Here is a 14310-nt window from a genome sequence, read left to right as displayed (position 1 = left end):
CTGGCCGGTGCCTTGCAGCGCCGGAGCCTGGACCAGATAAGGCGTGTAAGCCTCTTCGTAACCGTGCTCGGTGACGTGCAGGTTGATCATGAACTGCGCCAGGGCGCGATGCAGACGGGCAATCGGGCCACGCAGCAGGGCGAAACGAGCGCCGGACAGCTTGGCGGCGGTTTCGAAGTCCAGCCAGCCGAACTTCTCGCCCAGTGCTACATGGTCCTGAACCGGGAAATCGAAGGCAGTCGGGGTGCCCCAACGGCGTACTTCGACGTTGCCGTCTTCATCTTCACCGACCGGCACCGATTCGTGCGGCAGGTTGGGGATACCCAGCAGGATCGAGTCCAATTCGGTCTGGATCGAGTCCAGTTCGACTTTGCCGGCGCTCAATTCACCCGCCATGCGCTCGACGTCCGCCATCAGCGGCGCGATGTCTTCGCCGCGCTGCTTGGCCTGACCGATGGATTTGGAGCGCGCGTTACGTTCGGCCTGCAGTGCTTCGGTGCGGGTCTGGACGGTCTTGCGCTGTTCTTCCAGCGCTTCGATGCGCGCGACATCCAGGGCATAGCCACGGGAAGCCAGGCGGTCCGCTACGTCCTGAAGGTTGCTACGTAACAGTTTGGAATCGAGCATGTCGGTCTCTCGTTATCAAAGTTTGGTCAAGGACAGGCCGGCCCAGGTGGCGAGCAGCCCGCCGAATACGCTGATGGCCGCATAGCCCAGGGCCAGCGGCACTTGCCCGCTTTCCAGCAAGCGCACCGTATCCAGTGAAAAGGATGAAAAAGTCGTCAGCCCTCCGAGGAAGCCGACGATCAACCCGGCACGCACCTCGATGGGCACCTCCGGGCGAATCAAAAACAGACCGTATAGAACGCCGATCAGCAAACAGCCCACGATATTAACGGCCAGCGTCGCGGTATAGAAGTGCCGCGGCCAATTAGCGTTGATCCAGTTACCCGTAGCGAAGCGCAACAGCGTGCCGGCGATCCCGCCGACGGAAACCGCGATTATCAATGGGACCACTATTTTCTCCGCTGCCTGGGGCTTAAACGGTCGAGTTTCGCCAGATGACTGAGCTTTTCGCCGATTTTCAGCTCAAGGCCCCGGGGCACCGGCTGATAGAACGGAATAGGGTCGAGTTCTTCCGGGAAATAGTCTTCCCCGGCGGCGTAGGCATCGGGTTCGTCGTGGGCATAACGGTACTCGTCGCCGTAGCCCAATTGCTTCATCAGTTTGGTCGGCGCGTTGCGCAGGTGCAGCGGCACTTCCAGCGAGCCGTGTTCGGCAGCCGCGCGCAATGCGCTCTTGAAACCCATGTACACCGCGTTGCTCTTAGGCGCGCAGGCCAGATAAGTGATGGCCTGGGCCACCGCCAATTCACCTTCGGGACTGCCAAGCCGCTCCTGCACTTCCCACGCCGCCAGGCACAGGCTCAACGCGCGCGGGTCGGCATTGCCGATGTCTTCGCTGGCCATGCGCACCACGCGCCGGGCCAGGTACAACGGATCGCAACCGCCGTCGATCATGCGCGCGAACCAATACAAGGCGCCGTCGGGATTGGAGCCGCGCACCGACTTATGCAGCGCGGAGATCTGGTCGTAGAACGCTTCACCGCCCTTGTCGAAGCGCCGACGTGTGTCGCCGAGCAGGCTTTGCAGCAGATCGGTGCCGATTTCGCTATTGTCTTCTGCCAGGTCGGAGGCGTTTTCCAGCAGATTGAGCAGACGCCGGCCATCGCCGTCAGCGGCCGACAACAACATCTGGAAGCCTTCATCACTGAGGGTCAGGTTGCGCTTGCCCAGGCCGCGTTCTTCGGTCAGTGCGCGGTGCACCAATTTGCGCAGCGCGGTTTCGTCGAGGCTTTTCAGCACATAGACGCGCGCGCGCGAAAGCAATGCGTTATTGAGTTCGAACGAAGGGTTTTCGGTGGTTGCACCGATGAAAATCAACGTGCCGTCTTCGACGTACGGCAGGAACGCATCCTGCTGGGACTTGTTGAAACGGTGCACTTCGTCAACGAACAGAATCGTGCGGCGGCCGTACTGCGCGGCCTGCTGCTTGGCGATTTCCACCGCCTGACGGATTTCCTTGACCCCGGCCAGCACGGCCGACACCGTTTCGAAGTGCGCCTCCGAGACTTCCGCCAGCAACCGCGCCAGCGTGGTTTTACCGACCCCTGGCGGCCCCCAGAAAATCATCGAGTGCAGGGCACCCTGCTCCAGGGCTTCGCGCAAAGGCTTGCCGCGAGCGAGCACGTGTTCCTGACCGACGTACTCATCCAGGTTGGTCGCACGTAAACGGGCGGCCAAGGGCTGAGCGATCGGGGCACTGCGAAACAGGTCCATCACGTACTGTTAAAACCTCGCTTTTTATTACGTAGTTCTCAAGTCTGGCGAAATCCTGTGGCGAGGGAGCTTGCTCCCGCTGGGGCGCGAAACACCCCCAAAATGGGACTGCTGCGCAGTCCAGCGGGAGCAAGCTCCCTCGACACACAAGCCCGCTCCCACAAGTTATGCGTCTTACTCCTGGATCACGTCCGCCCCTTTAGGGATGTCGAACTTGAATTTCGAAGCCGGGATCGGCTCGTTGGCCTTCACACCGGTAAACAGGATATTGGTGCGCTGGCCGACGCTGTCGATCAGTTGCATGTCATTGACCAAGCCGTTGCGGAACGACAAACGCAGGTTGTCGAACAGCGTGTCCTTGGTTTTCGGCTTCAGGGTGAAGTCAATCACCCCGCCGGCTTCCTTGGCGCTGATGTCAAAGCTCTGGCTGATCTTCGACACGTCACCGGACAACAGCAACGCCGGGGTCTGAGTCAGTCGCTGATCGAGGTTCTTGATGGTGACCTGCTCCAGATCCGGGTCCCAAAGGGTGACCTTCTTGCCATCGGAAACCATCAACTGTTCTTGCGGCGCGTCGGTGTGCCAGTAGAACAGGCCCGGGCGTTGCAGGGACATTTGACCTGCGGTTTCCTGCAACTGGGTGCCGCTGCCATCGAGGGTCAGCTGGGAGAAACGTGCGGTCAGGGTCTGGGATTTTTCCAGCAATTGAGTCAGGCGCGCCACGTCCTTGTCATCGGCGTGAGCCTGCAGCGTGGTCAAGGCCAGTACCGGTAGCAACAGCATGCGGATCAGACGCATGGGAGTCCTCATAACATTCGTGGGAGTGCGGGCGGCGCCTCGGGACGCCGCCCCTTTTCAATCTCGGATCAGTCGCGTACCGGGCCAGGGGCCAGGACTTCACGCGAACCGTTGGTATTCATGGACGTCACGACACCGGCCATTTCCATGGCTTCGATCATGCGCGCTGCGCGGTTGTAGCCGATTTTCAGTTTACGCTGAACCGCGGAAATGGAGGCACGGCGGCTTTCCAGAACGAACTGCACCGCTTCGTCATATAACGCATCGGCCTCGGGATCATCACCGTCGCCACCACCGCTGCTGCCCTCAAAGCCACTGCCGGCCTCTTCGACACCGTTGAGGATGTCGTCGTTGTACTCCGGCGCGCCACGCAGCTTCCAGGCCTCGACCACGCGATGAACCTCATCGTCGGACACAAAGGCCCCGTGGACACGGATCGGCAGACTGGTACCCGGCGGCATGTAGAGCATGTCACCGTGCCCCAGCAATTGTTCGGCGCCGCCCTGGTCGATGATGGTCCGGGAGTCGATCTTGCTCGACACCTGGAACGCCATACGGGTCGGAATGTTGGCCTTGATCAGGCCGGTGATCACGTCAACCGACGGACGCTGGGTCGCGAGGATCAGGTGGATGCCGGCAGCACGCGCCTTCTGGGCGATACGCGCGATCAGTTCTTCCACCTTCTTGCCGACGATCATCATCATGTCGGCGAATTCGTCGACCACCACCACGATGGTCGGCAGCTTTTGCAGCAGCGGCGCTTCATCATGGATGCTTTCGCGCTTGTACAGCGGATCGCTCAACGGCTCGCCAGCGTCCTGGGCTTCCTTGACCTTGGCATTGAAGCCAGACAGGTTGCGCACGCCCATTTTCGCCATCAGTTTGTAGCGTCGCTCCATCTCGGCAACGCTCCAGCGCAGGGCGTTCGCGGCGTCCTTCATGTCGGTGACCACCGGACACAGCAGGTGCGGAATGCCCTCGTAGATCGACAGTTCGAGCATTTTCGGGTCGATCATGATCAGTTTGGCGTCTTCCGGGCCGGACTTGAACAGAATCGACAGGATCATCGCGTTCACACCCACCGACTTACCGGAACCGGTGGTACCGGCCACCAGCAGGTGCGGCATCTTCGCCAGGTCAGTGATGACCGGCTTGCCGCCGATGTCATGACCCAGTGCCAGTGTGACCGGCGATTTGAAGTTGTCGTACTCGGGGGTCGACAGCACTTCGGAGAAGCGCACGATCTGCCGGTCTTCGTTGGGAATCTCGATACCGACCGTGGTCTTGCCCGGAATCACTTCCACCACCCGCACGCTGGTCACGGCCAGGGAACGTGCCAGGTCCTTGGCGAGGTTGGCGATGCGGCTGACCTTGACCCCGGCCGCCGGTTGAATTTCGTAACGGGTGATCACCGGCCCAGGGTGGATCGAATCCACAGTGACTTCGACGCCGAATTCCTTGAGCTTGATTTCCAGCAAATGGCCGACCGCGGCCAGGGATTCCGGCGAATAATTGAGTTGTTTCTTTTCCGCAGGATCAAGAATCGAAATCGGCGGCAAGGTGCCTTCCACCGCACTGTCGACGAACAGCGGCGCCTGTTTCTCTTTCTCGACGCGCTTGCTCGGGGCTGGTGGCTTGACCGGCGCCGGCGCAATCACCGGCGGCACCTGTTTCTCACGCTCGGACATGTGCTTGCTCAGGGCTTGCTCACGCTCGATCAAGCGCTCCTTGACCTTGGCCTGTTCGCGTTTATCGGTGACGGTTGGCGCGACCACGTCGTGCACGCGGTCGTCGACTTCACGCAATTGCGCCACCAGTTGCTTGCGCTCGGTACGGGCCGCCCACCAGCGGTTGGCTGCGCCCTGGAACAGCTCGAAGAGGTCGAGCGTGATCTTGCCGGTGACGTCCATCACCTTGAACCACGACAAATCGGTGAAAACGGTCAGGCCGAACAGGAACAGGGCAATGAACAGCAGCGTGCTGCCCTGAATGTTCAAGGCGTTTTTCGCCAGATCACCCAGGCTTTCGCCCAGCGCACCGCCAGCACCGGCCGGCAGACCGGTCGCCGCGTGAAAATGGATATGGGCAAGCGCAGCACCGGACAACACCAGAAATACCAGCCCGATCAGGCGCCAGGAGAACAGCCAGCCGCTCCACTGCCACGGCTCGTGACGTTGGCGGAAGATCTGGTAGGCCTTGATCGCCAGCAACAGGGGGAAGATGTAGGCGAAGTAACCGAGCACCATGAACAGGATATCGGCGCTGTAGGAGCCCGCCGGACCACCGAAATTCTGCACATCGTCGATCTTGCTGTTATGGCTCCAGCCCGGATCGTCCTTGCCGTAGGTCAGCAAGGCCATCATCAGAAACAGGCACAACGCGCCAATGGCGATCAATGCACCTTCCTTGAGGCGGTAGTGCAATTGCTGACGCCAGAGCGGCACGACTGTTTTGGGTGCTTCGGTGGATTTCTTCAAAACGCTACTATTCCTGCGCCCAAGGCGCGTCCATCTGTTGATTGACTATTAAAAACTGCCCAATCCAGGCAGGTAAAAAAGTTGACAGCCATAACTCAGACTACTTTTAACACTGCGTTCCGGTTTTTATAAACACGAAACGTCCTGCTTATTTTGTTACAAACGCTGTTACAGCCAGGCATTGTACGGGTTTGTACGCTTGATGCCATGCTTGTGATCCTAGGGTGTAGCATAGTCAACAGCACATCACGTGCGACTCAATTTGAGCATGCATTGTCTTTTGTGACAAAGGCTTATGAGGTGTTTTTATGAGCGAAGCGAAGCATCACCGCCTGATCATCCTGGGTTCCGGCCCCGCCGGTTACAGCGCAGCCGTGTATGCCGCCCGCGCCAACCTCAAACCCGTTGTCATTACCGGCATACAGGCCGGTGGCCAGCTCACTACCACCGTGGAAGTCGATAACTGGCCAGGCGATGTCGAAGGCCTCACCGGCCCGGTGTTGATGGAACGCATGCAAAAACACGCCGAGCGCTTTGCCACAGAGATCGTTTACGACCACATCCATACTGCCAAGTTGCAACAGCGCCCGTTCGAACTGATTGGCGACAGCGGCACTTACACGTGTGACGCGCTGATTATTGCCACCGGTGCGTCCGCGCAATACCTGGGGTTGGCGTCGGAAGAAACGTTTGCCGGCAAAGGCGTTTCCGCCTGCGCGACCTGCGACGGGTTCTTCTATCGCAATCAAGTGGTCGCGGTCATTGGTGGCGGCAATACCGCCGTTGAAGAAGCACTGTACTTGTCGAACATTGCCAAGGAAGTTCATCTGATACACCGGCGGGACAAGTTGCGTTCTGAGAAAATCCTCCAGGACAAACTCTTCGAGAAAGCCGCCAACGGCAATATTCGCCTGCACTGGAACCAGAACCTCGATGAGGTACTTGGTGACGCCACTGGCGTGACCGGCGCCCGCCTGCGCGATAGCCATACGGGCGAACTCAAGGAACTGGCAGTGGCCGGGGTGTTCATCGCCATCGGCCACAAACCCAATACCGACCTGTTCGTCGGCCAACTGGAAATGCGCGACGGTTACCTGCTGGTCAAGGGTGGCAGTGATGGCGATGCCACGGCGACCGCCATTGCGGGCGTGTTTGCCGCTGGTGACGTGGCCGACCACGTGTATCGCCAGGCCGTGACTTCCGCAGGGGCTGGCTGCATGGCTGCACTGGACGCGGAAAAATACCTCGACGACATTCCCGTCGTTTAACGGCACACTTCACGGCGGGCCGAGAGCCCGCCACCGCCCTCCCCTTCTGCAAGCCCGAACGCCATGCTGACTTGGTTACAACGCAACACCCTGACTTTCCCGCCACTGGAAAAGGCCATGCGTGACCCCAACGGGTTGCTGGCGGCCGGTGGCGACCTGTCTGCCGACCGGCTGATCCAGGCATATCGTCACGGCTGTTTCCCATGGTTCTCGGAAGGCCAACCGATCCTCTGGTGGTCACCCGACCCACGCACAGTTTTATTTCCCGACGAACTGCACGTATCCCGCAGCCTTGGCAAATTGCTGCGCCAACAACGTTATCAGGTGACCTTCGATCGGGATTTCGCCGCCGTTATCCGGGCGTGCGCCGCCCCCAGGGAATACGCCGATGGCACCTGGATTACCGATGCCATGCAGGACGCCTACATTGAACTGCACCGTCGCGGGTTCGCCCACTCGGTGGAAGTCTGGGACCAGCAAGAACTGGTTGGCGGATTGTACGGTTTGGCGATGGGCCAGATGTTTTTCGGCGAATCGATGTTCAGCCGCGCCGACAACGCCTCCAAATTTGGTTTTGCCACATTGGTGCAACATCTGAAAGACTCCGGCTTTGTCTTGATCGACTGCCAGATGCCGACCGATCATCTGCACAGCCTTGGCGCGCGGGCAATTCCCCGCAGCGCATTTGCCGGTTATCTGGCGCAATATCTGGATCGACCCAGCCGCGCAACTTGGGTTTGCTGAGCGACTTTTGCGCGCGTGGCTTACACTTAATCGAAAGCATTATCCCGAGGGTTGATCATGACCGAGTTGGCGCGCCTGAAGTTCTATGCCACTCAGCCCCACTCTTGCAGCTATCTGCCTGAGGAGCAGGCCACGACCCTGTTCCTTGACCCTAGCCAGCCCATGGATGTGCATGTCTATGCAGACCTGTCGGAAATGGGTTTCCGTCGCAGTGGCGATCACCTCTACCGGCCCCATTGCCAGAACTGCAATGCGTGCGTGCCTGCGCGCATTCCCGTAGGGCAATTCGCGCCCAATCGTCAGCAGAAACGCATTTTCAAACGCAACGCCGATCTGCAGGTGCGCCCGGCCAGACCCGGGTTCAGTGAAGAGTATTTCGATCTCTATCAACGGTACATTGAAGAGCGACATGCCGATGGCGACATGTATCCGCCCAGCCGCGATCAATTTTCTACGTTCCTGGTGCGTGACCTGCCGTTTTCGCGTTTCTATGAATTTCGTCTCGACGGACGGTTGCTGGCGATCGCGGTGACCGACCTGCTGCCAAACGGCCTGTCGGCGGTTTACACCTTCTATGAGCCTGCCGAAGAACGACGCAGCCTGGGGCGTTACGCGATCCTCTGGCAAATCGCCGAGGCCCGGCGCCTGGGGCTGGATGCGGTCTACCTGGGCTACTGGATCAAAAACTGCAAAAAAATGAGCTACAAGACCCAATATCGCCCAATAGAGCTGCTGGTTAACCAGCGCTGGGTCGTTCTGAACTAGAGCACACCCTAAACCCCTTGGCTTGACCCCCACTTTTCGGGCACAATGCACGCCGCTTTTGCCTGGCGCAGTTGCACCGGGCCATTCACTGGACACCGAGGGCTTTACTGCATGTCGAAAGAAGACAGCTTCGAAATGGAAGGCACTGTCGTCGACACCCTGCCCAACACCATGTTTCGCGTGGAGTTGGAAAATGGGCACGTCGTAACCGCGCATATTTCCGGCAAGATGCGCAAGAACTACATTCGTATTCTTACCGGTGACAAAGTGCGCGTCGAGCTGACGCCCTATGACTTGAGCAAAGGGCGCATCACTTACCGCGCTCGCTAATCAAGTCAATACAAAACGCCCGGCTTATGCCGGGCGTTTTTGTTTGCGGATCGTTCCCACGCTCTGCGTGGGAATGCCTCAACCGGGCTGCTTGCCCACGCGGAGCATGGGAACGATCAATAGCAGAAAGGCGCCAATTGGCGCCTTTCTGCTTTGTTGCGGTTAACGTCAGGCCATTTCAGCCGTGGTCTCGAACTCGAAGGTCAGTTCGCCGTCCTTGATGTCGATGTGCACCACACCGCCATGTTCGGCCAGTTCGCCAAAGAGAATCTCCTCCGCCAGCGGACGCTTGATCTTGTCCTGGATCAGGCGAGCCATTGGTCGAGCACCCATTGCCGAGTCGTAACCACCGGCCGCCAGCCAGCTGCGGGCAGCATCGGTGACTTCCAGCAATACACGCTTGTCTTCCAGCTGCGCCTGGAGTTCGGTAAGGAACTTGTCCACCACACTCTTGATGACCTCATGACTGAGGCGACCAAACTGGATAATGGTGTCCAGACGGTTGCGGAACTCTGGCGTAAAGCTCTTCTTGATCACTTCCATCGCATCGGAAGAGTGGTCCTGATGAGTGAAACCGATCGAAGCACGTGCGGCAGTTTCGGCACCGGCGTTGGTCGTCATGATGACGATCACGTTACGGAAGTCCGCTTTGCGCCCGTTGTTATCGGTCAGCGTACCGTGATCCATCACCTGCAACAGCAAGTTGAAGACTTCCGGATGCGCCTTCTCGATTTCATCGAGCAACAGCACGCAGTGTGGCTGCTTGGTAATCGCTTCGGTCAGCAGGCCGCCCTGATCGAACCCGACATAACCAGGAGGTGCACCGATCAGACGCGATACGGTGTGTCGCTCCATGTACTCGGACATGTCGAAACGAATCAGCTCGACACCCAATGCCTTGGCCAGTTGGCGCGCTGCTTCGGTTTTACCGACACCAGTCGGCCCGGCGAACAGGAACGAACCGACAGGCTTGTCAGGCGACTTGAGGCCGGCACGGGAGAGCTTGATCGCGGTTGCCAGCGAGTCGATCGCCGCATCCTGGCCAAACACCGTCAGCTTCAGGTCACGCTCAAGGTTACGCAGCAGCTCCTTGTCGGAACTGGTGACGTGCTTTGGCGGAATCCGCGCGATTTTCGCAACGATGTCCTCGACCTGAGGCACTTCGATGCGCTTCACCCGCTTCTCGATCGGTTGCAGGCGCTGGAAGGCTCCCGCCTCGTCGATCACGTCGATCGCCTTGTCCGGCATATGACGGTCATTGATATAACGCGAAGCCAGTTCGGCAGCGGCACGCAAGGCTTCATCACTGTATTCGATATTGTGATGAGTCTCGAAACGCCCTTTCAGGCCACGCAGAATACCAATGGTGTCTTCCACCGAAGGCTCCGACACATCCACCTTTTGGAAGCGCCGTGCCAATGCTCGGTCCTTCTCGAAAATCCCACGAAATTCCTGGAAGGTGGTCGAACCGATGCACCGGATATCACCGGACGACAGCAACGGCTTGAGCAGGTTCGAAGCATCCATCACGCCACCGGACGCGGCACCCGCACCGATGATGGTGTGGATTTCGTCGATGAACAGGATCGCCTGCGGACGTTTTTTCAGTTCATTGAGCAACGCCTTGAAGCGCTTCTCGAAATCACCACGGTATTTGGTCCCGGCCAGCAGCGCGCCGAGATCAAGGGAGTAAACCACGCTGTTGGCCAGCAGGTCCGGAACCTGGTTGTCGACAATACGCTTGGCCAGGCCTTCGGCGATCGCGGTTTTACCCACGCCGGCCTCGCCCACCAGCAGCGGATTGTTTTTGCGACGACGCGCCAGGATCTGCGCGACGCGTTCGACTTCCAGCTCACGGCCTACCAACGGATCGATTCGACCCTGGCGCGCGAGTTCATTGAGGTTGCTGGCATAAGCATCCAGAGGATTGCCTGAAGAAGAAGACTCACCGCCCTCGTCGTCCTGCATATCTTGCTCACCTTCAGAGTGATCGCCGTGCCCGGGCACCTTGGAAATGCCGTGGGCGATGTAGTTGACGACATCAATGCGGGCAACGCTCTGCTGTTTCAGCAGGAACACCGCCTGACTTTCTTGCTCACTGAAGATCGCGACCAGCACGTTGGCGCCAGTCACTTCACGCTTGCCCGAGCTCTGTACGTGAAACACAGCACGCTGCAGTACACGCTGGAAGCCCAGGGTTGGCTGGGTTTCACGATCTTCGTCATGCACGGGGATCAATGGCGTGGTGGAGTCGATGAACTCCTGCAGGTCATGCTTGAGTTTGTCGAGGTTTGCGCCGCACGCACGCAAAACGGTGGCGGCAGCCTCATTGTCCAATAGGGCCAGCAGAAGATGTTCGACGGTCATGAACTCATGACGCTTCGAACGAGCCTCCTTGAAGGCAAGATTGAGGGTGACTTCGAGCTCGCGGTTTAACATAGCTTCACCTCATACCCAAGTGGTCGGCGATTAACCGTCCTTCTCGATTTCACAGAGTAGCGGATGCTGGCTTTCCCTGGCGTACTGGTTGACCTGCATGGCCTTCGTCTCGGCGATGTCGCGGGTAAACACTCCACATACTGCCCGTCCTTCTGTATGAACGGCCAGCATGACCTTGGTCGCCAGCTCGCGATTCAGGTTAAAAAACACCTCGAGCACTTCGACGACGAAATCCATCGGTGTGTAGTCATCGTTGAACAAAACCACCTTGTACATCGGCGGCGCCTGTAAAGCAGGCTTGGCCTCCTGAACAGCAATGCCTGCGGAATCGTCGTCGTGTAAATCAGGGCGATCCTGATTGAATGTTAGTCGAATCTGGCTGATTGCATGCATGGAAAGAAAGGTTCGTCAGTTGTTCAAATACAGTGGTGGGGGCGGCTATCAGCGTTTTCAACTCCGACTGCCGGGTCAGCTTGACTATCGGCAAAAGGGTGTTACAAACAATAGAGCCCACAGTGGGTAAAAAAGGTCCGCGGAGTCAACTTTTTTCGAAGAAGTGACTGCGGATGAACTGGATGATACTCCAGTGATGGAGTCTGTTGCAGAGGGAGTTGGGTATGTCAGGTGTCAAGGTCAGCGGCAAGGTTAAATGGTTCAACAACGCCAAGGGTTACGGCTTCATCAATGAGGATGGCAAGACGGAAGATCTGTTTGCCCATTACTCGGCCATCCAGATGGACGGTTACAAGACCCTCAAAGCCGGGCAATCTGTGGTGTTCGAGATCATCCAGGGACCCAAGGGCCTGCATGCGGTCAACATCATGAATCCTGTGGATGCATCGAAACCGGTGACATCCACCACATCATCAGCTGTAACGGCCTGAGCCCGCACAACATCCAGTCATAAAAAAAACCGCCCGGCTCAAACACTTGAGCCGGGCGGTTTTCGCATGCCTGTCGTTCGCTTACATGTGCGAGATCAACGCATCGCCAAAGCCGGAAGAGGAAACCAGTTTGGCGCCTTCCATCAGACGTTCGAAGTCATAGGTCACGGTCTTGGCGGAAATCGCGCCGTTGGTGCCCTTGATGATCAGGTCTGCCGCTTCGGTCCAGCCCATGTGGCGCAGCATCATTTCCGCAGACAGGATCAGCGAGCCCGGGTTGACCTGGTCCTTGCCGGCGTACTTCGGTGCGGTGCCGTGGGTGGCTTCGAACATGGCCACGGTGTCGGACAGGTTGGCACCTGGGGCAATACCGATACCTCCCACTTCAGCCGCGAGGGCGTCGGACAGGTAGTCACCGTTCAGGTTCAGGGTGGCGATTACATCGTACTCAGCCGGGCGCAGCAGGATCTGCTGGAGCATGGCATCGGCGATGGCATCCTTGACGATGACATTCTTGCCGGTTTTCGGGTTCTTGAACTGCATCCACGGGCCGCCGTCGAGCAGAGTCGCACCGAACTCTTCAGCCGCCACTTCGTAGGCCCATTCCTTGAAGGCACCTTCGGTGAACTTCATGATGTTGCCTTTGTGCACGATGGTCAGCGAATCACGATCGTTGTCGACCACATATTGCAGGGCCTTGCGCGCCAGACGCTTGGTACCTTGCAGGGACACCGGCTTGACGCCGATACCGCAGTTCTCGTCGAAACGGATCTTGGTAACGCCCATTTCTTCTTTCAGGAACTTGATGACCTTGGTGGCTTCCGGCGTGCCGGCTTTCCATTCGATGCCGGCGTAGATGTCTTCGGAGTTCTCGCGGAAGATCGTCATGTCGACGTCGCCTGGCTTCTTGACCGGGCTGGGCACGCCTTCGAACCAGCGCACCGGGCGCAGGCAGACGTAAAGGTCGAGTTGCTGACGCAACGCCACGTTGAGCGAGCGGATGCCGCCACCCACCGGGGTGGTCAGCGGGCCTTTGATGGAAACCACGTAATCCTTGACCGCGTCCAGGGTTTCCTGAGGCAGCCAGGTGTCCTGATCGTAAACCTGGGTCGCTTTCTCCCCGGCATAAACTTCCATCCAGGAAATCTTGCGCTCGCCGCCGTAAGCCTTTTTCACAGCAGCATCGACAACCTTGATCATGACCGGGCTGATGTCGACACCAATGCCGTCACCTTCGATGAAGGGGATGATCGGGTTATTAGGAACATTGAGAGAATGGTCTGCATTGACGGTGATTTTGTCGCCGACGGCTGGAACCTGAATCTTCTTGTAACCCATGCTGAACTCCATTGATTGGATTGAACATCTGGCTTGGTTCGAGCGTAACCCAGTTGAATCGGCGCGCAAACCCTATGTTCCATTCATATGCCGCAAAGCCATACAACCAGCGCGCTACAAGCCTGAAAGCAAAGGGAAAAGCGCCAAACTCAAGCACGACGAATGACCATACGCCTTGCTCGCCCCTGCGACCTTTAGACCAATGGACGACAATCGTTGCATATGAACCATCGGCAGATTGCCAGCAACCTATGTATAATGCCGCCCGCTGACTAAAGGGTCACGATGGCTGAACGGCTCTATGACGAGCCTTTGCGCCGCACAATCTGGTCTGTTACCGCAGACCGGCTACTTGACGCCCTACTGATGCACCCAACATCACAGCAACGAAACCTCGATATTCGGCTCATGGATGACTTTGAACGAACGCGCTTACCCGGCGCCCCTCGAGTTTCTGCGCACGCTTTAGCAAAGAAGAGAGAGTTAATCCGAATATGCCCACCCGCTCGAAGATCATCTATACCTTCACCGACGAAGCTCCCGCCCTCGCCACCTATTCACTGTTGCCTATCGTAGAGGCGTTCACCGCCTCGGCTGATATCGCCGTGGAAACCCGCGATATCTCTCTTGCAGGGCGCATCCTGGCCAGCTTCCCCGAGCAATTGGGCGACAAAGCCGTAGCCGACCACCTCGCCGAACTGGGCGACCTGGCCGTTACGCCTGAAGCCAACATCATCAAGCTGCCGAACATCAGCGCCTCGGTTCCGCAATTGCAAGCCGCGATCAAAGAACTGCAAGCCCAGGGCTACGCACTGCCGGACTACCCGGAAACCGTGACCAGCGACGCCGACAAAGACGTCAAGTCGCGCTACGACAAGGTCAAGGGCAGCGCCGTGAACCCGGTTCTGCGTGAAGGCAACTCCGACCG

At 58.3% G+C, this 14310-nt stretch carries 13 protein-coding genes and 1 pseudogene; 6 read left to right on the top strand and 8 right to left on the bottom strand.

Annotated features, from left to right (window positions below; translation table 11 throughout):
• From D8V06_RS08710 to D8V06_RS08690, 5 genes and pseudogenes are all read right to left on the bottom strand, one after another.
• Positions 1-627 (bottom strand): annotated as a pseudogene (locus D8V06_RS08710) (serine--tRNA ligase); the annotation flags it as partial.
• A 15-nt stretch (positions 628-642) separates the two neighbouring features.
• Positions 643-1017 carry a fluoride efflux transporter CrcB gene (gene crcB, locus D8V06_RS08705; RefSeq protein WP_130906292.1) on the bottom strand — a complete coding sequence of 125 codons (375 nt, stop codon included), beginning with the start codon at positions 1015-1017 and terminating at the stop codon, positions 643-645.
• A complete protein-coding gene (locus tag D8V06_RS08700) occupies positions 1017-2339 on the bottom strand; it encodes a replication-associated recombination protein A (protein WP_056854602.1) in 1323 nt (440 codons plus the stop codon). The genes crcB and D8V06_RS08700 overlap by 1 nt, the downstream gene beginning before the upstream one ends.
• 174 nt (positions 2340-2513) lie before the next feature.
• On the bottom strand, positions 2514-3137 hold the full coding sequence (gene lolA, locus D8V06_RS08695; protein ID WP_056854603.1) for an outer membrane lipoprotein chaperone LolA: 624 nt from the start codon (positions 3135-3137) through the stop codon (positions 2514-2516).
• A 68-nt stretch (positions 3138-3205) separates the two neighbouring features.
• A complete protein-coding gene (locus tag D8V06_RS08690; protein ID WP_056854604.1) occupies positions 3206-5614 on the bottom strand; it encodes a DNA translocase FtsK in 2409 nt (802 codons plus the stop codon).
• A 308-nt stretch (positions 5615-5922) separates the two neighbouring features.
• Between D8V06_RS08690 and trxB the strand changes: the two genes are divergently transcribed.
• The 4 genes from trxB to infA all read left to right on the top strand — a co-directional run bounded on the left by trxB (position 5923) and on the right by infA (position 8721).
• Positions 5923-6882: a thioredoxin-disulfide reductase gene (gene trxB / locus D8V06_RS08685; protein WP_130906291.1), complete on the top strand. Its 960-nt coding sequence runs from the start codon at positions 5923-5925 to the stop codon at positions 6880-6882.
• Positions 6883-6945: 63 nt separating this feature from the next.
• On the top strand, positions 6946-7626 hold the full coding sequence (aat, locus tag D8V06_RS08680) for a leucyl/phenylalanyl-tRNA--protein transferase (RefSeq protein ID WP_056854606.1): 681 nt from the start codon (positions 6946-6948) through the stop codon (positions 7624-7626).
• Positions 7627-7683: 57 nt separating this feature from the next.
• The gene (locus D8V06_RS08675) at positions 7684-8391 is read left to right on the top strand and encodes an arginyltransferase (protein WP_130906289.1); all 708 of its coding nucleotides are present in this window, start codon (positions 7684-7686) and stop codon (positions 8389-8391) included.
• Positions 8392-8502: 111 nt separating this feature from the next.
• Positions 8503-8721, top strand: coding sequence for a translation initiation factor IF-1 (gene infA / locus D8V06_RS08670; protein ID WP_002553999.1), 219 nt, complete (start codon positions 8503-8505; stop codon positions 8719-8721).
• Between the two features lie 168 nt (positions 8722-8889).
• Here infA and clpA read toward each other — a convergent pair whose 3' ends face one another.
• Positions 8890-11160, bottom strand: a complete 2271-nt coding sequence (clpA, locus tag D8V06_RS08665) for an ATP-dependent Clp protease ATP-binding subunit ClpA (protein ID WP_056854608.1) — start codon at positions 11158-11160, stop codon at positions 8890-8892.
• A gap of 30 nt (positions 11161-11190) precedes the next feature.
• Positions 11191-11553, bottom strand: a complete 363-nt coding sequence (clpS, locus tag D8V06_RS08660; protein WP_015094394.1) for an ATP-dependent Clp protease adapter ClpS — start codon at positions 11551-11553, stop codon at positions 11191-11193.
• A 224-nt stretch (positions 11554-11777) separates the two neighbouring features.
• On the opposite strand from clpS, the gene cspD reads away from it, so the two are divergent.
• Positions 11778-12044, top strand: a complete 267-nt coding sequence (gene cspD / locus D8V06_RS08655) for a cold shock domain-containing protein CspD (protein ID WP_056854609.1) — start codon at positions 11778-11780, stop codon at positions 12042-12044.
• 81 nt (positions 12045-12125) lie between these two features.
• Here the strand turns inward: cspD and icd are convergent, their stop codons facing one another.
• Entirely contained in the window at positions 12126-13382 is a 1257-nt protein-coding gene (icd, locus tag D8V06_RS08650) for an NADP-dependent isocitrate dehydrogenase (RefSeq protein ID WP_007972065.1), read from the bottom strand.
• A gap of 494 nt (positions 13383-13876) precedes the next feature.
• Here icd and D8V06_RS08645 point away from each other — a divergent pair.
• On the top strand, positions 13877-14310 hold a 434-nt coding region (locus D8V06_RS08645), incomplete at its 3' end, for an NADP-dependent isocitrate dehydrogenase (protein ID WP_177434397.1).

It is taken from the genome of Pseudomonas sp. Sample_24 (assembly GCF_004307605.1).
Classification (GTDB): domain Bacteria; phylum Pseudomonadota; class Gammaproteobacteria; order Pseudomonadales; family Pseudomonadaceae; genus Aquipseudomonas.
The sequence above is the reverse complement of the archived record's forward strand: the minus strand, read 5'-3'. Positions and strand labels throughout refer to the sequence as shown.

Bases quoted from the DNA above. Each gene is read 5' to 3' on its own strand.
- D8V06_RS08700 (WP_056854602.1), bottom strand. From the start codon at position 2,339: ATGGACCTGTTTCGCAGTGCCCCGATCGCTCAGCCCTTGGCCGCCCGT.
- lolA (WP_056854603.1), bottom strand. From the start codon at position 3,137: ATGCGTCTGATCCGCATGCTGTTGCTACCGGTACTGGCCTTGACCACG.
- trxB (WP_130906291.1), top strand. From the start codon at position 5,923: ATGAGCGAAGCGAAGCATCACCGCCTGATCATCCTGGGTTCCGGCCCC.
- aat (WP_056854606.1), top strand. From the start codon at position 6,946: ATGCTGACTTGGTTACAACGCAACACCCTGACTTTCCCGCCACTGGAA.
- D8V06_RS08675 (WP_130906289.1), top strand. From the start codon at position 7,684: ATGACCGAGTTGGCGCGCCTGAAGTTCTATGCCACTCAGCCCCACTCT.
- infA (WP_002553999.1), top strand. From the start codon at position 8,503: ATGTCGAAAGAAGACAGCTTCGAAATGGAAGGCACTGTCGTCGACACC.
- clpA (WP_056854608.1), bottom strand. From the start codon at position 11,160: ATGTTAAACCGCGAGCTCGAAGTCACCCTCAATCTTGCCTTCAAGGAG.
- clpS (WP_015094394.1), bottom strand. From the start codon at position 11,553: ATGCATGCAATCAGCCAGATTCGACTAACATTCAATCAGGATCGCCCT.
- cspD (WP_056854609.1), top strand. From the start codon at position 11,778: ATGTCAGGTGTCAAGGTCAGCGGCAAGGTTAAATGGTTCAACAACGCC.
- icd (WP_007972065.1), bottom strand. From the start codon at position 13,382: ATGGGTTACAAGAAGATTCAGGTTCCAGCCGTCGGCGACAAAATCACC.